The organism is Vibrio qingdaonensis (genome assembly GCF_026191675.1).
GTDB classification, from domain to species: domain Bacteria; phylum Pseudomonadota; class Gammaproteobacteria; order Enterobacterales; family Vibrionaceae; genus Vibrio; species Vibrio qingdaonensis.
The window spans coordinates 38807-56994 of record NZ_JAKRRY010000016.1; the positions used below are offsets into that span (position 1 = coordinate 38807).

Annotated in this window: 16 protein-coding genes and 2 pseudogenes; 11 read left to right on the forward strand and 7 right to left on the reverse strand. The window is 44.9% G+C overall.

What is annotated here, in order from left to right:
* The first annotated feature begins 147 nt into the window (after positions 1-147).
* From MD535_RS12990 to MD535_RS13010, 5 genes and pseudogenes are all read left to right on the forward strand, one after another.
* Positions 148-1155, forward strand: a complete 1008-nt coding sequence (locus MD535_RS12990; protein WP_265675452.1) for a putative 2-aminoethylphosphonate ABC transporter substrate-binding protein — start codon at positions 148-150, stop codon at positions 1153-1155.
* A gap of 194 nt (positions 1156-1349) precedes the next feature.
* Positions 1350-2492, forward strand: a complete 1143-nt coding sequence (locus MD535_RS12995; protein WP_265675453.1) for a putative 2-aminoethylphosphonate ABC transporter ATP-binding protein — start codon at positions 1350-1352, stop codon at positions 2490-2492.
* An 80-nt stretch (positions 2493-2572) separates the two neighbouring features.
* Positions 2573-4225 (forward strand): annotated as a pseudogene (locus MD535_RS13000) (putative 2-aminoethylphosphonate ABC transporter permease subunit); the annotation flags it as partial.
* 58 nt (positions 4226-4283) lie between these two features.
* Positions 4284-4997, forward strand: coding sequence for a phosphonate utilization transcriptional regulator PhnR (gene phnR, locus MD535_RS13005; RefSeq protein WP_265675454.1), 714 nt, complete (start codon positions 4284-4286; stop codon positions 4995-4997).
* Between the two features lie 81 nt (positions 4998-5078).
* Positions 5079-5978 (forward strand): EamA family transporter, encoded by a 900-nt coding sequence (locus MD535_RS13010; RefSeq protein ID WP_265675455.1) that lies wholly within the window; start codon positions 5079-5081, stop codon positions 5976-5978.
* 76 nt (positions 5979-6054) lie between these two features.
* Here MD535_RS13010 and MD535_RS13015 read toward each other — a convergent pair whose 3' ends face one another.
* On the reverse strand, positions 6055-6585 hold the full coding sequence (locus tag MD535_RS13015; RefSeq protein WP_265675456.1) for a dihydrofolate reductase family protein: 531 nt from the start codon (positions 6583-6585) through the stop codon (positions 6055-6057).
* Positions 6586-6668: 83 nt separating this feature from the next.
* On the opposite strand from MD535_RS13015, the gene MD535_RS13020 reads away from it, so the two are divergent.
* Positions 6669-7247, forward strand: a complete 579-nt coding sequence (locus tag MD535_RS13020; protein ID WP_265675457.1) for a TetR/AcrR family transcriptional regulator — start codon at positions 6669-6671, stop codon at positions 7245-7247.
* Positions 7248-7315: 68 nt separating this feature from the next.
* Here the strand turns inward: MD535_RS13020 and MD535_RS13025 are convergent, their stop codons facing one another.
* The gene (locus tag MD535_RS13025) at positions 7316-8848 is read right to left on the reverse strand and encodes a phospholipase D family protein (RefSeq protein WP_265675458.1); all 1533 of its coding nucleotides are present in this window, start codon (positions 8846-8848) and stop codon (positions 7316-7318) included.
* 201 nt (positions 8849-9049) lie between these two features.
* Here MD535_RS13025 and yddG point away from each other — a divergent pair, with 201 nt between their 5' ends.
* Entirely contained in the window at positions 9050-9961 is a 912-nt protein-coding gene (gene yddG / locus MD535_RS13030; RefSeq protein ID WP_265675459.1) for an aromatic amino acid DMT transporter YddG, read from the forward strand.
* Positions 9962-10080: 119 nt separating this feature from the next.
* Complete coding sequence (locus MD535_RS13035) at positions 10081-10758, forward strand: START domain-containing protein (protein WP_265675460.1); 678 nt, start codon at positions 10081-10083, stop codon at positions 10756-10758.
* Positions 10759-10863: 105 nt separating this feature from the next.
* Here the strand turns inward: MD535_RS13035 and MD535_RS13040 are convergent.
* A pseudogene (locus tag MD535_RS13040) lies at positions 10864-11502 on the reverse strand (cation transporter); the annotation flags it as partial.
* A gap of 277 nt (positions 11503-11779) precedes the next feature.
* Positions 11780-12658, reverse strand: a complete 879-nt coding sequence (locus tag MD535_RS13045; protein ID WP_265675461.1) for a LysR family transcriptional regulator — start codon at positions 12656-12658, stop codon at positions 11780-11782.
* Positions 12659-12840: 182 nt separating this feature from the next.
* On the opposite strand from MD535_RS13045, the gene MD535_RS13050 reads away from it, so the two are divergent.
* From MD535_RS13050 to MD535_RS13060, 3 genes are all read left to right on the forward strand, one after another.
* A complete protein-coding gene (locus MD535_RS13050) occupies positions 12841-13422 on the forward strand; it encodes a class I SAM-dependent DNA methyltransferase (protein ID WP_265675462.1) in 582 nt (193 codons plus the stop codon).
* Between the two features lie 179 nt (positions 13423-13601).
* A complete protein-coding gene (locus tag MD535_RS13055) occupies positions 13602-14381 on the forward strand; it encodes a lipid-binding SYLF domain-containing protein (protein ID WP_265675463.1) in 780 nt (259 codons plus the stop codon).
* Positions 14382-14644: 263 nt separating this feature from the next.
* Complete coding sequence (locus MD535_RS13060) at positions 14645-15214, forward strand: DUF4136 domain-containing protein (protein WP_265675464.1); 570 nt, start codon at positions 14645-14647, stop codon at positions 15212-15214.
* Between the two features lie 78 nt (positions 15215-15292).
* Here MD535_RS13060 and MD535_RS13065 read toward each other — a convergent pair whose 3' ends face one another.
* The 3 genes from MD535_RS13065 to MD535_RS13075 all read right to left on the reverse strand — a co-directional run bounded on the left by MD535_RS13065 (position 15293) and on the right by MD535_RS13075 (position 18058).
* Complete coding sequence (locus MD535_RS13065; RefSeq protein WP_265675465.1) at positions 15293-15823, reverse strand: GNAT family N-acetyltransferase; 531 nt, start codon at positions 15821-15823, stop codon at positions 15293-15295.
* A gap of 24 nt (positions 15824-15847) precedes the next feature.
* A complete protein-coding gene (locus MD535_RS13070; RefSeq protein WP_265675466.1) occupies positions 15848-16756 on the reverse strand; it encodes a hypothetical protein in 909 nt (302 codons plus the stop codon).
* A 213-nt stretch (positions 16757-16969) separates the two neighbouring features.
* The gene (locus MD535_RS13075) at positions 16970-18058 is read right to left on the reverse strand and encodes a choloylglycine hydrolase family protein (RefSeq protein ID WP_265675467.1); all 1089 of its coding nucleotides are present in this window, start codon (positions 18056-18058) and stop codon (positions 16970-16972) included.
* Between the last annotated feature and the right edge of the window lie 130 nt (positions 18059-18188).

Sequence of the window (18188 nt, forward strand, 5' to 3'; positions counted from 1 at the left end):
TTTCGTTCATTTAATCGTCATAAATGAGAATTACCGTGTAATTAGAAACTGGTACATACCAATTAAGGTGTGACCGTCAATGATGACTTTAAAGGTGACGTGCAGATAAACAGCGAGTCGCCACAAAAAATGAGACTGGAGATGGAAATGAAAAACCGTTTGATGAAAGGGGCACTCGCAACGTTGGTTTCTTTGTGGGCAACGAATGCCTTAGCAGCCACGGAAGTGACGGTATATACCGCTTTTGAAACCGATATTCTTGCTAAATATAAGAATGCGTTTGAGAAGGAAAACCCTGATATCGCTATCAAATGGGTGCGTGATTCGACAGGCATCATGACGGCTAAACTGCTGGCTGAAAAAAACAATACTCGCGCAGACGTAGTGTGGGGATTGGCGGGTTCATCCATGGCGCTACTAAAAGAAGAGGGCATTCTTAAGTCGTATACACCGCAAGGTCTAGAAAACTTGAATGCCAATTTGAATGATCCGCAATCCAGCCAAGCGTGGTATGGAAACGACGCATTCTTTAATGCGGTTTGCTTCAATGAAATCGTCGCAGAGCAGTTAAACCTGCCAAAGCCTCAGTCTTGGGAGGATTTAACTAAGCCCGTTTATCAAGGGCACATTGCGATGCCAAATCCTGCGTCTTCAGGAACGGGTTACATGCAAGTGTCTGCTTGGTTACAGAACATGGGCGAGACGCAAGCTTGGGATTACATGAAGAAGCTAGATAACAACATTGCCCATTATACGCATTCAGGTTCAAAACCTTGTGTTCAAGCGGCGATGGGTGAAGTCGCGATTGGTATTTCGATGGCGGTTCGTGGTGCTAAGCTGAAAAACCAAGGCGCACCACTGGCCGTGATCACACCAAAAGGAATTGGCTGGGAATCTGAAGCCGTCGGCCTAGTGAAAGAATCGGATGCAGCAAAGCGCGTTGTGGATTGGTCCGTTTCAAAAGCGGCGAATGAACTCTACGTTGAATCTTACCCTGTCGTGGCCCACAAAGAAGTCAAAGCCGTGGTATCAAACTACCCTGAAGTGGAAGGTGCGATGGCGAAGATGGATTTCGCGAAAATGGGTTCAGACCGAGCAGAAGTATTAAAAACATGGTCACAAAAATTCGATTCAAAGTCAGAGCCTAAGTCCTAAGATAACCAAGCGGCTTTAATATCTAATAGAGCGGCAAACTCCGAATAAAAGAAGGCAGCTATTAGGCCTTCTTTTTGTCGTTTTTACTTGCGAAACCAAACAACAATGAAATTGAAATCAACCTGAAACAAAGCTGTCATTGCAATGAAATATAGCAATCTTAGTATTGGTATATACCATTTGGAGAGAAAGTGATGACAGTATCCAATCCTTATCTAGACATTCATAATGTAGTGAAAAAATTTGGCCAGTTCACGGCATTGAAAGAGATTTCATTATCCATTGAGCGCGGTGAGTTCGTGTGTTTTCTTGGGCCTTCTGGGTGCGGTAAAACCACGTTGCTGCGTGCGATTGCGGGCTTGGATCTTCCTACTTCAGGACGTATTTTCCAAGACGATAAAGACACCACCTTCCTCCCACCAGAAAAGCGTGACTTTGGCATTGTCTTTCAATCCTATGCGTTGTTTCCCAATCTTACCGTGCAAGAAAATATTGCCGTAGGACTAAAGAATCAGGGGCTGTCCAACAAAGAAGCATTGGAGAAAGTCGAACATTGGTTAGACATGATTGGCTTGCCGACATCAGCCAACAAGTTTCCCAATCAACTGTCCGGTGGGCAGCAGCAGCGAGTCGCACTTGCACGAGCGTTGGCATTATCACCAGGCTTATTGTTGTTAGATGAACCTCTGTCGGCATTGGACGCGAAAGTGCGTACTCACCTTCGTGATGAAATATGCCAGATGCAGCGTCGTTTGGGCATCACTACTATCATGGTGACCCACGATCAAGAAGAAGCGCTGTCGATGGCCGATCGTATTGTGGTCATGAATCATGGTGTGATTGAGCAGGTTGGTACGCCGCAGGAGATCTACGAAGCGCCAGCGACGCGTTTTGTTGCGGATTTTGTCGGTAGCATGAACTTCATAGAGGCGTCCGTCGCTTCGAGTCAATCGTTAAGGGTTGCTGAGTCTATGCTTGCGTTACCGACCTTAGATAATATGCAGCTAAAGCAGGGGGATATCTTCCAGCTGGCTGTTCGACCAGAAAATATTCAGTTTGTGGAGCGGGCCAGTGAGGCGATTCCGGTGCGAATTATCGCGAAAGAGTTTCAAGGCGCTTATTACCGCGTTGAGGTAGCGATGCAAAACGCGCCGCTAGCGACCTCTTTATATATGGATGTGCCCGTGAAAGACGTTAAGCGTTTCAATTTACGTCGCAATGATATCCGTTACATCGAATTTGGTCACACGGGGTTACGTGGTTACCCATTAGAAAAACAAGTGTTCGCGTCTCCGCTAGGTAGTACTGCAAGCCATGTTTCAGAGCAGGCGGCGTAGGAGGCAATATGGACGCAACTTCAACGCTTTCTTTTGGCGAGACAATGAAAAGACGCGCGGTAATGGCTAGCGCCAAGATGAGCCAAGATAACTGTATTCTCTTGGGTTTATTAACGCTGATCTTTATTTTTATGATGCTGTTTATCATCATGCCGCTATGGGCAATGATGAAAAAGAGTGTTCAAAATAGTGATGGTGATTTTGTTGGCTTGGATAATTTCTTGGCCTATTTCGCAACGGATAGCCTTTGGGTGTCTTTGAGCAATACCTTCACAGTTGGTTTGATTGTGACTGTCGTCGTGGGGATATTGGCGTTTGGGTATGCTTATGCGTTAACACGAACGTGTATGCCCTATAAAGGTTTGTTTCGCTTTATGGGGGCTGCTCCCATTCTAGCGCCATCGTTACTTCCTGCGATTAGCTTAATCTTCTTGTTTGGAAATCAAGGCGTCGCTAAAGCGTTGCTGCAGGGCAACTCGGTATACGGTGTGATTGGTATCTCGCTGGGACTGATTTTCTGGACCTTTCCGCATGCACTCATGATTCTAACGACGTCACTGCGCACCTCGGATGCCCGTCTGTATGAAGCCGCCAGAGCGCTCAATACCTCTCCGATCAAAACATTTTTTATGGTGACATTGCCTGCCGCTAAATACGGTCTAATTAGTACGTTAATTGTGGTATTTACGCTCGTTGTCTGTGACTTTGGTGTACCGAAAGTGATTGGTGGTAGCTACAACGTGTTAGCCACTGATATTTTTAAGCAGGTGGTCGGCCAGCAAAATTTTTCAATGGGTGCGGTCACCAGTATCTTATTGTTACTGCCTGCCATACTGGCGTTTACCGTTGATCGCTGGGTGCAAAAGAAACAAAAGAGCATGTTAGATTCACGTTCTGTGCCGTATCAACCAGAGCCAAACAAATTGCGCGATAGCCTCAGCTTGCTGTATTGCATGTTCATTTCTTTTGCGGTTGTAGTAGTACTAGGTATGGCTATTTATGGTTCGCTGGTTACGTTCTGGCCATGGAATAAAGCACTGACACTAAACAACTATAACTTCGCGGAAATGAGTACCTATGGTTGGGATCCTTATTTTAACTCCTTAAAACTTGGTATGTGGACGGCTATCGTGGGTTCTATTGTCATCTTTCTTGGTGCTTATGGTATTGAAAAAGGACGGGCATTTGCTCCACTGAGACAGTGGATGCAAATGATGAGCGTGATCCCAATGGCAGTGCCGGGTTTGGTACTTGGTTTAGGCTATATTTTTTACTTTAATGATGCCAATAACCCGCTGGGCGTACTGTATGGCACGATGGCGTTTTTAGTGATCAATACGGTAGTGCACTACTATACCGTCGGGCATATGACAGCATTGACGGCGTTAAAGCAGCTACCTGCGGAGATTGAATCGACCGCGGCATCGGTGAAATTGCCGCAATATAAGTTGTTTTTTAAAGTCACATTACCTTGTTGTTTGCCTGCGGTATTAGATATAGCGATATATTTATTTATCAACGCTTTAACAACGACATCGGCAGTAGTATTCTTATATTCAACCCAAACAATTCCAGCGTCGGTATCGGTACTGAATATGGATGATGCTGGGCAGACGGGATCGGCGGCCGCGATGGCGGTGATGATTATGATCTCTGCGGCGGCCGCTAAGTTGTTGCACATGGCGCTCGGTAAGTGGCTTGAAGGTAAGACGCAAGCATGGCGTGTACGATAGAGTGGGGTTTGATCATGTTCATCCTACCCAGTGCAAAAGAATAGAATAAGGATACGAAGTGCAATACGTAAAAATAAAAGATGCGCTTGTAGAGCAAATAGAGTCGGGTACCCTAATGCCAAGACAGAAATTGCCCGCAGAACGCAAATTGGCGGAGTCGTTTGATACCACACGAGTAACGTTACGAGAAGCGCTGTCGCTGTTAGAAGCTGAAGGTCGTATTTTTAGAGAAGATCGTCGAGGTTGGTTTATTTCACCGGAACCGCTGAAGTACGATCCCACAGAAACCCTTAACTTTACTAATATGGCGTTGAGCCAGAACCGTCAGCCACACACTACGCTGGTCGCAGCAAAAGCGATGATGGCGACGAAAAAAGCCGCAGAGTTACTTAATCTGCCGCCATTTTCTGATATTTTTCGTGTTGATCGTGTCCGGTATTTGGAAGATAGACCGGTTGTCTTTGTGACGAATTATATTCGCACTGAGCAGTTTCCTAACTTACTTAGCCATGATTTGTCTTTATCCTTGACGGATATTTATCGAGAGCAATATGGCGTGGTGTACAGCAAGGTTAAGTATCGAGTGAGCACCACTTCTTTATTGGGCGAAATGGCGCAGGCTCTACGAGCAACGTCCGGCACGCCGGCAATGATGGTCGAACGCATCAACTACAATCAACATGGTGAGCTTATTGATTGTGATATCGAATATTGGCGCCACGATGCGATCAGCATTGAGTCTGTGGCTCAGTTGCAGGCAAACCAGCGTTAATTAGCGTCGTGTCATAGAGCGTGGTTTCATGCCACGCTTGAGTCTTTTATCCCAATCCATCATCTTTTTAAGGAACTCACCTTGACGTTCTATGCCGTGCTATTAGTGGTGTTCTCAGCTTTGCTCCATGCAGGCTGGAACGTATTAGGTAAGTCGAATAATGGGTCTGGTTATTCCTTTACCTTGGGAGCGTCGCTTGCTCCTTTTATCCTATTGCTTCCTTATTTAGTATGGTGCTTATCTGTTATCGGATTCAATAATTTAACGCTGTCTTTTTGGAGCTTGTTATTCTTTAGCGCTGTGGGGCAGGTGGTTTATTTAGTTGGTTTGTTAAGAGCCTATAATCTTGGGGATATTGGCGTGATATATCCCATCGCTCGAGCCCTTCCAGTGTTGATGGTCGGGGTTATCACTGTTGCAATAGGCCAAGCACTCACGTTTAACGCATGGCTAGGGTTTTCCATACTCACGTTAGGGTGTTTGCTAGTGCCTATGCGGCACTTTAAAGACTTTAGGCTACGCTCATACGTGAACCTTAGTGTTTTCTGGGCGTTTATCGCGGCGGTTGGCACCACTATTTACTCTGTTGTGGATAAGCAAGCATTAAGCTGGCTACAATACGAAACCGATGGTTTATCGTCTCATCAGGTTGCGATATTTTTTTTAGGGATGCAGTTTGCTGCTATCGCCATTGTCCTCATTACTTGGCTGTTACTCACTGGCAAGCGTCATGAGTTAGCCTTAACGTGGCAGTACCGTTATCGCTCCGCGACCGCGGGTATTATGATGGCGTTGACTTACGGTATGGTGTTGTTTGCCATGACCATGGTGGATAACGTGAGTTATGTGGTGGCATTGAGACAAGTAAGCATCATATTTGGTGTGCTAATGGGTATTTGGTTTTTAAACGAGAAGTGGTTTTATACTCGTGGCGTTGGCGTGAGCTTGGTTTTGGTAGGGCTACTGATAGCGTTAGTATAAACGGTGTTTGCGAATGTATGATTTAGAAAAAGGCGCTTGCGATGGTAAGCGCCCTTACGGAAAAACCGTGCGGTTGCTACGCCTTAATATATCGATTCTTAACAATGCAGTCGGCGTAACGTTGCGCTGAGAGATGCTTAAATTTTATTGGTTTATCCAATGAACCGAACAGAGAAATCCCTCCCCCAAGCAAAATTGGGATGGTGGTAATAATCATTTCATCAATCAGGTCTTCTTGTAAGAAGTTTTGAATCGTTACGCCGCCATCAATATAAAGGTCGTGGTAACCTCGCGTGTTTAAGTCTTTGACGATGTCGTTAAGATCACCGTTTATTAAAAACACTTTGCCTTCGTACCCTTTTGGCACTTCTTTCATTGTATTACTGAGTACAAAAACAGGCTTAGAGTAGGGCCACTCGCAATCAAAACTGAGCACGACGTCCAGAGTATTACGTCCCATGACTAGAGCATCAATACGATCCATAAAGTCGGCAAATCCAAAATCAGACCCTTCGGGATTTGGAACGTCGTGAAGCCACTCTAAGTTATTGTTTTTATCAGCTATAAAGCCGTCTAGGCTGGTAGCAATATAAACGATGTTAGCCATTATTGTAGACTCCGTAGTTTGAAAAAGGTGTGGTTTAATATATAATTCTACAGTGTAGAAAATAAGTTTAGCTAGGAACTCATATGACTGTCAAGCCAAAGAAACGTGGTCGCCCTTCTAAATCCGGATCCGGTCTAAGTCAGAAAATGATTGTAGACGCCGCGAAGGCACTGATGCAGCAACAAGGGTCTGTGCCAAGTATTCGAAAGCTAGCGGCGGAGCTTGGCGTTGATGCTATGGCTATCTATTACTACTTTAGCAATAAAGAGGAATTGTTGGAGGCGGTGGCCATTTCGCTTGTTGAAGGCATTTATCAGCCTGCAGGGTTAGCACCCTGGCAAGAAGAACTGACCGAATTAGGTTGGAGCTACCTGACATTGCTTAGTGATTATCCCGGTTTACTTGAAACGCTATTAAAAATGCGCAGTAATGGACCTGCTGAGGTATTCACGACAAGATTTGAGCAAGTGATTTCTGATATTGGCCTAGTGGATGAGACACAGAGACACGCGGTGAATTTATTTGCGGACTACTTACATGGTTTTGCATTTTCAATGCAGTTTACCACTATTGAACACGAGGAAAAAAAGGCGATTTATGACGGTTCGATATCGTTGTATTTACACGCATTATCCCCTGTTGCTATGACAGGCTGCAATTGACCTCCAACGCATAACCGCCGTTTGGGTTGGCGTTGAAGGTTGTGCATTATAAGCTGATACCTATGGTCTTAGAGTTGCTCTTCAATCGGTAGGATCCCGCTGAACCAAGCTCCAAATCTTCGCCATATACTGGCATCAGGTTCAGTGGTGAGTCTTTCTCCGGTGGAATGGTCAACCCAGATGATATCACCGTCAACGACTTCAATTTGATAGGCGGTGGAAGGTATTTCCTTCATAATTTCTAGGTAGACTTTATTTGCGTACTCGGGTTGCTCAATGACGACACCCATCTCTGTGTTAAGGTCAGCAGAGCGTGGATCCCAATTCATAGAACCAACGAAGATTTTTCGTTTATCAATGACGATGGCCTTAGTATGTAAGCTTGATCGGCTGCTGCCGGTTAAGCTCCAGTTCTTCTTAATTTCGGCGTTGGATTTGACTTCCCACAGTTGCACCCCACCCTTGACAAGATCTTTTCGGTATTTGGCATACCAACCGTGTACCGCAAAAACATCGTTTGAGGCTAGCGAGTTAGTAATAATAATAACCTCGCGCCCGTCTTCTACTGCTTTGACAAACTCTTTCACACCGGATTCTGTGGGGACAAAATAGGGTGAGATAAGGACCAGAGATGTTTTACCTGCGTTAATGACGGCGCCTAGGCTATCGATCAGTGTACTTTGCTTGCTGTCGGGTTTATCGGGTAGATCGTAAAGTAAATCCCCTTCACCCCAGTACAGCTCAATGGTGCCATTGAGTAAGTCACTGTATAAAGGCAACTTGGAAAAATCATGCGCGCCACCGGAAAATTTCTCTTTCAAGCCAAGCGCTTGTACCCAAGCATCCACATCAGCATCGGTATATTGCAGTTGGTCGTTGGTTAGCCACTCAATAGGGATTGAATAGTCGCTATTCCAATAAAGATCGTATTGCCGGTTCACCTGTCTGACGGATTTGCCGACCATAAGAAGATCTAAGTCGGCAAACTCCACGTTAGATTCGATGGAGTAGTATTCGTTACCAACGTTTCTCCCGCCTATGATGGAGACCACACCATCTACCGTCAGAGATTTATTGTGCATACGATGATTTAAACGCTCGAAGTCACTTAACATGGCAAGTCCACGAGCGGTGCGAAGGTGATGGGGATTGAACATGCGAACATCGATATTGGGATGACTGCTAAATCGCAGTAAGTCCTTGTCATCATAATTCTGCATGTCATCGAGCAGTACCCTCACACGTACACCACGTTCAGCCGCTTCAAATAAACGCCAGGCGATGAGGTTGCCTGCGGTGTCATCTCGAAAAATATAGTACTGCACATCAATACTAGACTGAGCCGTTTCAATGATAGCGAGTCGGGCAAGCAACGCGTCATGCCCTTTGTCGAGTGGATAAAACCCGGTCTCCTTGGTTAATGAATGCGAGGCGACTTCACGTTCAAAATATTGGTCCAGTCGAGTAGGCTCAGCATTAATAAGCGTATAGGAGGTGGTTTTCTCATACCGTGACGGGTCAATGCTTGAGGAAACACAGCCACTCAGTATCACGATTAGCATGAGGGGGAATAGGTTTTTTATAGACAAAAAGTTGGGCATAGTTAAAGTGTTGGTCACGAGATTAGTAAAAATGCACGGCGAGTTTAGCCACATCCATATGCAAATGCACTTTATCTTCAAGGATTTGACGGATATTTGTCACACTTGCTTGGTAAAGGTTAATAGAAACGACATAAGTTGCATAGGAGTTGTTTATAACTCTTTTAGCGTGGTTGCTGAGTTTAGATATTAGGAAAGGTGATGGCTGGATTGGGCGCGAATAAATACACATTGTTTGGTATTGGGGCAATATTACTTTGGAGCTGTTTGTTGGCATTAACTCGTAATATTGCTGAGCTTTTTGGGCCAATAGGCGGAGCTGCGTTACTGTACAGCGTCAGCGCACTGGCTTTAGTGCTTGTGATGGGGAGGCCAAAGTTAACAGATTTCTCGCTTAAGTATTTGTTAATAGGTGGAGGGTTATTTGTATGCTATGAGATTTTTCTCGCCCTTGCCCTGGGAATGGCTAACGATCGACATCAGGCAATAGAAATGGCGGTCATCAACTATTTATGGCCTGCATTAACAGTACTTTTTGCGGTTATTATGAGTAAGCATCGTATTAGTCTTATGGTATATCCGAGTGTACTACTGGCATTTTTGGGCGTGGTTTGGTGCATTACCGGTGATGAAGGTTTGTCACTGGAACTTATTATGAAGAATATAGCCTCGAATCCTATTTGTTACTTTATGGCGTTATCCGCGGCGTTTATTTGGGCTGTGTATTGTAATATTACGCCAGTGATGAGTAATGGAAAAAATGCGATAGTGCTATTTTTTATTGCGACCGCGACCGTGCTCTGGATTCAGTATGCATTCAGTGATGAGCAAGGCATGACATTTTCGTTGCCGTCTGTGCTGATATTACTGCTTGCTGGGGTGGTGATGGGAGCTGGGTATGCCCTCTGGAATGTCGCTATTATTGGCGGCAATATGATGTTGCTAGCAACGTTTTCTTATTTTACCCCTGTGTTATCCAGTGTCTTTTCTTCATTTTACTTATCCGTTGCTTTGGGGGCGTCATTTTGGCAAGGCGTGGTTATGGTGACGGTAGGGTCATTGTCATGCTATTGGGCTACGCGGGAGAAGACCCAAACGTTCAGTCATGAGTAAGACTTTGTCGTTTGTCGCAGGTTCGCGAAATGCCCTTTGATACACTAACGTAATAGATACTAACGTAATAGATACTAACGTAATAGTTAGAACAAGTTAGCTTTGACAAGGATGGAATAGTGCACCGTTATATACGACAACCACTCATGCGCGCGGCGCTGGTGGCGCTGGCTATGTTGCCGATCTCTGGGCTATCAGAAACCACATCAGACTCTGCTCAAGTGGTGCGTAAGCCTTGGCTTGTGAGCTACAACCAAGATGCGATTACGTTGTATAAAAGAGAACATAAGGATGGGCTGGTTGAAATTCGAGTCCATGCCGATGTGGAGACGACCTTTAGTGGTTTCTTGCTCCTTTTCGAAGATACTGAGCATGTACCGACGTGGCTGCATAACGTCGATCAAACTAAGGTGTTGTCGCAACTATCGGTCAATGAAAATATTGTTTACACGACGTTCGCCGCACCGTGGCCCGCGTTAGATCGTGATATGGTGACCTATTCTCGCTACTACCAGCAAGGTAAACGTTTTGTATTGGAAATACGAGACGCATCCGAATATCTTGCCAAGCAAGCTGGGTTTATTCGTATTACTCAAGTGAAGTCTCGTTGGGAGTTAACTAAGTTAGGTGATGGGCAGGTATTTATCATGTATACCGCTTTTGCCGATCCAGGGGGAGCACTCCCCGACTGGTTGGTGAATCAGTTAGCCATTGATGGGGCGATTGAAACGTTCAAGGGATTAAAAAGAGAGATACGGCATTACCAGCATCTCTCTCACCCTAATATTGTTGACTAAAGACAGGCTTTTAACACTTAATTACGCGCTTGTTGTCGCTACTCGTTTACTTGCCGCAGTGCGTGTGGTTCGTGATTGGCGTTCGCGCTTTATTTTTTCAATCGCAAGCTGAGTAAAGGCTTCTTTTAACATTACAGCGGGTACTTTAATGAAGTAGGCCGACATTAGAATCATCATCATCGGGTCTGCGTAGATGCTATAACTTGCCCATGGTGTTTGCTCGACAAACCAAGCCACAATAAAGCCTGCAGTTACCGCAACACTAAGCATGGTGTCCATTTGCCACTGTTTTGATTCGGCGTTAATTAAATTTGAAGCCAGCGCTTTATTTTTGTTTTCAATGTACCACCATGCGTAACCACAGCCGAGTACGTTTAACACGCCAAATATGGTTGCCACAGACGTGTCAATCGGGCGCCCACCGGTAAACATGGCAGAGACCGCAGAGTACAAAGAGACACTGACTATCAGTAGAATTACTGACGCTTTAATGGCAATAACGATGGCTTCAACACGGTTACGACCAAGCAGTGATAGCATGCTATGATTATTTTTTAATTGGTTTGCCGCTGCCAGTGACAATAATGTTAACAGCAAGCTGACTAATGAATACACTCCGTCAAAAGCAATGACAAGAGACCCCATGACCAATCCTACCACTAAACCACCAACAGCAAAGACTGTAGCAATAAAGGCTGAGACTGTTAGCGTTCTTGTTTCACTATTTCCATTGTTCGGGCGCATACCATATACCTTATTTAATTTCTAAGTCTATTGTTTGCTCTATGTGGTGTTATTTCAAACAATAGTTGAGGCGGTAGTAAGAGTGGATATGAGCGAATTTAAATTTTTTCTTTTAATTCAATGGTATGTGATATATATCTTGGTGTCATAAAAACTGACGGTCACTGATGGAAGGTAGAAATAAGGGAGAGAAATAACGAGGAACGTCAGCCGTCAGAGATGGTGAGCTATGATTTAGCTGAGGTTGTTCGTTGAAAAGAGATAAAGGTATAGATACTTAAAAGGCAAACAGATAATCACTGATTTGATCCGCTGTCCACGTCATCGCAGGGTGCTCGGACATACCGGCCGCAGTAAACATGCAAAAGTCTTCTTGGTTGAGTCCGTAAGTGTGCTTGATAACCGAGAGTTTCTGCTCGCGAAGATACTGACGAATGAGAGGCTCAGGCAGCACTCCCCATGCGCCTTCAGAGATAATGGTTTTGAGCATGTATTCAAAGCTTGAAAACCCAATGTATTTCAAGGAAAAAGGCAGCAATTCAGGATTCGCTTTTTCGTTGAGATAGGCTAACGAGACTTGCATAGAGTTGCGGAGAACGTCGTCGGAGACACGGGGTAATTTCGACAGTTTATGGTCAGAACGACATACCGACATCATGCGGATTTTCCCTAGCGGTTGATAGACAATTCTAGGATCATCGATACGTTCGTAGTCGACACCAAACGCGAAGTCCACTTGACCTTTTTCGACCAAAGCGGATAAATCACCAGAAGAGGCTAAGACAACGTTAAATGAAATGGCAGGAAAGTTTTGGTTAATTTGTACGGTGAGATCTTGCCATAGTGTGTCTGGAAGCGAGTCGTCGTGAGCGATCCACACTTCTGTCGCAAATTCTCCGGAGATCTGCGCGCATGTTTTGCGAATTCTATCGGAGGTGATCAGTAAATTCTCACAGTCTTTATAAATGGCTTTTCCAGTTTCAGACAAGGTGACATTGTTGCCGGTGCGAACAAAGAGTTCTGTCCCGAGATCTTTCTCTAACGCTTTAATTGCCATGCTGAGTTTGGTTCTATTGCAGTCGATCTGGCGAGCAGCAGCAGATACCGAACCTGTTTCGGCGACGGCACAAAACGCTTCAATTTGAGTAAAGTTCATAGTCATCCAATGATAAAATTTCGGCAATAAATGCAGGGTAAAATCATAGCATGTATCGCAAAGATTACGAAGATAACACTAGGAATTGGCGGGTATTCTGGTTTAATCTAGGGCCAGAGATTAAGGAATTAAAATCAGTGTGGGATCTGTAACCAATACTGATGAAATAAATGGAGTGAACGATGTCAAACGATTGGGATGAGTACGCAGCGACATGGGAAAACAATCAAGCGACGGCAGTTTTTGCTCAATCTTGTTTTGAAGAGTTAACGGCAATCACCTCTCTGACCCGCAAGACGGTGCTAGATTTTGGTTGTGGTACTGGGTTGCTAAGCCAGTTAATGTCGCCATGTACGAAACAAATCATCGCATTAGATGGCTCTGAATCAATGATTGAAGAGTTGGACAAAAAAGCGTTAGTGAATGTTGAACCTGTGGTTGACTTCCTGACACGCGGTTTAGTCGCTCAGCATCCAGCATTTCGTAATCAATTTGATTTAGTGGTGGCGTCTTCTGTATGCGGCTTTCTTGGCAATCCTCAGGAAACCGCGAATATTATCTATACCTTGCTCGACGAATACGGTTTATTTGTTCACTGGGACTGGGCGGTGGATAGTGATGACCTTGATTACGGTATGACAACACAACGAGCAGAGACGATATTGCTTAATGCGGGCTTTGACAGTGTAACCGTATCGGTGCCATTTGAGGTTGAAACTGACTCAGGTACACGTCCAGTACTGATGGGAGTGGGGCGTAAGTAACGCATTACTCACTGTTCATGTTCATGACTCAATGCTTATGGTCATTGCACTGTTGTCGCGAATTCTTAGTCTGGATTAATGTCAGACTTGGGTTAAAGTGGCAACATTGTTAATAGGTGGCGTAATCAGCGCCACTTTTTCTTGATACTATATGCTCCAATCCCTCTTTGGAGTCAGTTATGCGCGACCTACCTCTTCTTTTAAGCCGTGCGCTCGTGTTCGGTCTTTCTCTTCTTAGTGTTTCAACGTTGGCTTCAGACGATGTAATGGCATTGAAGACGCAATCGTTGCAAGCGAATACTTCCAGCATTCATACTCCTGCCGCACCTTCTCAAAGTGAAGAAGCCAAGCGAGCTTCCAAGGTTATCGCGCTAGCGGCTGAGGAAATAGATAAGTTTGATTCTACTGCTCACTGGCAATCGGTGAAGCGTTTGACAGGGGTCGCCCAAGCAGTGGTTATTTTTCCTATAGGCGGGCAAGCCGGATTTCTTGTGGGCGCACAGTGGGGAGAGGGAATACTGCTAACTAGACATGAACATCAATGGAGTGAGCCAGTTTTTGTCGAGTTTACGAGCTTTATGTTTGGTCTACTGGCTGGGGCGCAAAAAATTGGTGGAATCGGTGTCATTTTGTCAGACGATGTTGTGGACGACCTAGTACAACAGCCGATCAAAATGGGTGGGACAGCGGACTTAACTCTTGGGTCAGGTGTCAGTGGTAAAGTGGTGGGTGGTACCAGTGGCATTTCAGCCATGATGGTGTCTGAGAATACAGGGCTGTATTTCGGTGGCAGTATCGATACCTTTCAAATCAAGTTAAACCAAGCTCTTAATCAAGCGCTCTATGGCGATGATGTTGATATCTTACAGATTCTGGAGCGCTATGATAGTGACCAAGGGTATGCTCAAACGCTGCGTAAACGATTAGAAGGGATTGCTTACCGTGCGGTGTATCAATAGAGCTTACGTATACGGCTAGAAACGTGTGCAACCGTATCAGTAATAGCAACAGTCACGCGAACCGCGTCGTAGATTAGCGTAATTACCACCATTAGCGTGATTACTACAATTAGCGTAATTACTACAGAGCGTGAGACGTCTTAGAGTGGGTGCTAGAGGTACAATAAGCCATTAGCGTACTAGCAAAGTGGTTGTTTTTACTAGGCACTGGTAAAAACGTGAATTAGTATTAGACGATAACTGAGTAAAAAAAGAGCACGAGTATGAAGTCATCATTATTAGTATTCGTTATGAGTAGCTTATTCATAATGGGTTGCACCACGGTTACTCCGCCTCAAGCCAATTTTTCTTATGGTATCGCCACCACAGGTGACTTTTCGTTTTTGCCAGCAAGCAAGCCAAATACCTATTCGTGGAAATCAGATGCAGCAGTCGCGCATGTTTCTGAAGAAATAGATGCTAAAGAATACATTTCGGTGATTCAAAGCCTTATTGACCAAGAACTGGTTAATAAAGGGTTTGTTAAAGTGGCGCCTTCGCAATCCCCGCAGATGTGGATGGAATTTGGTATCGCGACAGAATCGAAGATGACGGATGATGATATTTTTGCCAGCACGCAAATTTCGACAGGTATTCAAGTCGCGGCCGAACCGGGCGAAAGTGGGGAAAAAGGCAGCTTATATATCGCAGCCTTTGCGCCGTTAGGCGACTTTCCCCGTTGGCGAGTCTTAGCGCAAGGCCCAACTGAGCGCCGTATAGAAGATCCGGATCAGCGAGCAGAGATGGCGCAAATTATAGGTTCAATGATGAAAAATGTCCCCGCTAAACCATAGCTGAGAACGCGAAGAATCCGATAGCTGGTAAATATAACCGTGCCCTGCCAACGAGTAGGGCACGGTTGTATTTACCGCTCAGAATGTCAATCCTCTAAGCTCTACTCGGCTGGTTGGCCATGCGCGACCTTGTAGCGGAATGGGGCGTACCATTGCTGAGATATTGGTACCGGGCATTAACATCGACTTATCCATTAGGAAAAAATTGGTGACCCGTTTGTAGCCGCTGGATGAATAGACTTCATCACGACCAAATAGAATCGAATACTGCATTCCCAGTTGCGCCATCTTTATATGCGCGTGCTCAAGTAGTTGTTTCACATAACCTTGCCCCCTGTGTTCGGGATGAACACAAACTTCCGCAATGCCGCCAATGACAATCGGTTTGGCATTGTGATAAACATGCTTCTCGTGGACAGCAAGGTGAGCCACTAACCGGTTGGATGTAGAGTCTTTTATATACCAGCGATGAGCGGGCATCTCATTGTAATAGCGTTGTGTTTTAAATCGCTCGTCACTAGGTTTTGTGAAACAAGCGCTCAGCAAGGTAATTAATTGCTGATTTAATGTTTCCTCAACAGCGCTATCTTTGATGTACTCTATGGTCATTTCTTACCTCAGGTTGTGAACGTATTAGTCTTCAACACACTTGTCTGTAATGACGTTATGTGTGCCTTTATCTGGGCCTCTCGCAATGTTAAGGCGGCTTAAAATGCTGTAACAGATTGCGTCACTCTCATTGCTCACCGACTGGATGATGACTTCACCACTATTGCCTGAACGAGAATTAGACCAACGTGTAGAGTGGCCTTTTTTTGGGGTTTTCATTAATTTAGTTAGTGCGGCTTTGTGTTTATCTCTATCTCCGTCGGTATAGCTCTTATCTTGCTTTAACCCAAAGGTATCTGAAGACACGTCGGTAATTTTGTCGACTAATTGAAAAGGAGAGTTGAGAATGCCGCCAATGACACCAGAAACAGCACCCTTGCTTGCTTCTCGACCCGCTTGCTCAGCTTGAGCGACCAACCCTTCTGCTTGAACAATGATTTCAGGTACCTCTTTTCGAAGAGCTGCGCTTTCTGCCAAAACATCAGGTATTTGCTTGTTCACTTTGTTAATTTGTTGATTCGTTTGACGAACCGTTTGATTGGTATAGTCGACTTGTTTTAGGACGCTGGGTAATGAACCATGCCACGCCTCACTCTGGGCGAGAATAGGTGGGATCGCATCACGTACTCGTGCAACTTCGCCGACAACAATTGGCAGTTGTTGGTTAATGTCGTCAATACGTTGTAGTACTTCGGGCACTAATCTTTGGTACTCTGCGCTTTGCGCCAAAATGGACGGCACAATGGATTGCAGGTTATTGATTTCTTCTATGACAGGGGTGATACGTTGTGCTGTCGTATCTACTTGCGCCAACAGTGCAGGTAGCTCGGTGCGTAATTGTCTTGCTTCTTGAGTAAAGGAATAGATTGATGCTGCAAGTGCGATTAAGGCAAGCGCAAATAACAAGCGAGATAGCGCGATGAGTTTATCCATGTGTGAGTTTGTCCATAAAGCATCCATAGAGGTTACAACATAACGAATGTTGAGCAGAGAGTAAAAGACAACCGTATACCTTGTGAGTATGCTCGACAACTTAGTAGCAAAACTCGGCACTTTTTTGGGGGGGGGGGGAGAAATTGATTACATATCGGCGCACTAGCGTAAATCTAGAGCGCCGAAAGATCGGATGTTGAGTTTGGTGTTAGGCTAAAGTTTGATAGCTTTAACGCTAAATTTGCCATTATCTAGTGGGTAGGCTTTTTCTTTTTCGATATTAAAGTCGATGTTGTTGACGTCGACTTGTTTTATTTGGCTGTCATACATCGTTTTGTAGTAGAGAAAACCGTTGTTTTGGTCAATCACAGATGTCCATTGTGTCGCACTTGGTAAGTCTGGGATATGCGCTCGATGCTCATTATTAAATTCACTGCCAATAGGAATATCAAAGTTATTTAGAATATGGAATGCTTGCGAGATAGCTTGTTCTGCTGTTTTAGCGTCGGGCGCCGTGCTGACATAGAATGCGGCACGTACAAAGCGAGAAGGCGGAGTGATGTCGCCAGGTAATCCTAAAAACCCAGTACCAATACCAAAGGAAGTGGCTTTGGCATCACCAAATTGACGAGGCGCACTGCTGCCTGGCTGCAAATTAACGTAGTTATTTAAATTGGTGACGTGCCAAGGGAAGGTGGGTGAGTTGGTCAGAACGCCAACGTTGTTATCGTAGATGTTAATTTCACCTTGGTTCATGATCTCAATGACAATGCTTTTACCACTCTTATCTGTGACGCGCCAGTGAGCCGTCGGCGATGGTTGGCCATCTTTATCAAGATACACTGTGACGATATTAATGGTATTTAGCGCCGCTTTGACTTCTTCAACGGTCTTGAAGTTAGACAGCATCCAACGGACAAAGTCCATGTCGGTAATACTATTTTTTACGTGGTTAGGGTCAAAAGGTGTGAGTGAACCGTAGCCTTTAAAGTAAAACAATCCAGCATTTAGGCCTGCTTCATTTACCCCCTCGCCGATAAAGCGATCATCGCTGACCGAGATACCAACAAACCCATACCGGCTGCGCCATGTTAACCCAGCTTGTTGGTCGGGCATGGTTGAGGTAAAGGCATAATCTCGAGGAGAAACAATCAGTCGACTATTGAGGTTACTTTCCCCCCACTCAATGGTTCTTGCCTGAATGTGGCTATTATCAAGAGCGGAGAGTGATATCCCAGTACAAGCGCTCGCAGGCATTAGAGCGTTGGAAGAGAGCAGTAAAGCAAACAGTATTTTTTTCATGGTAGTCAGTAAACAATAGGAATACACATCTCTGATGTTAGACCTATTTTAGCGGTATGCAATACGAATTATTGTCATTAGTGCGAGCATTATTGAAAAGTTAAGTTGTCTGTTTTTGTTGACTGTTGCA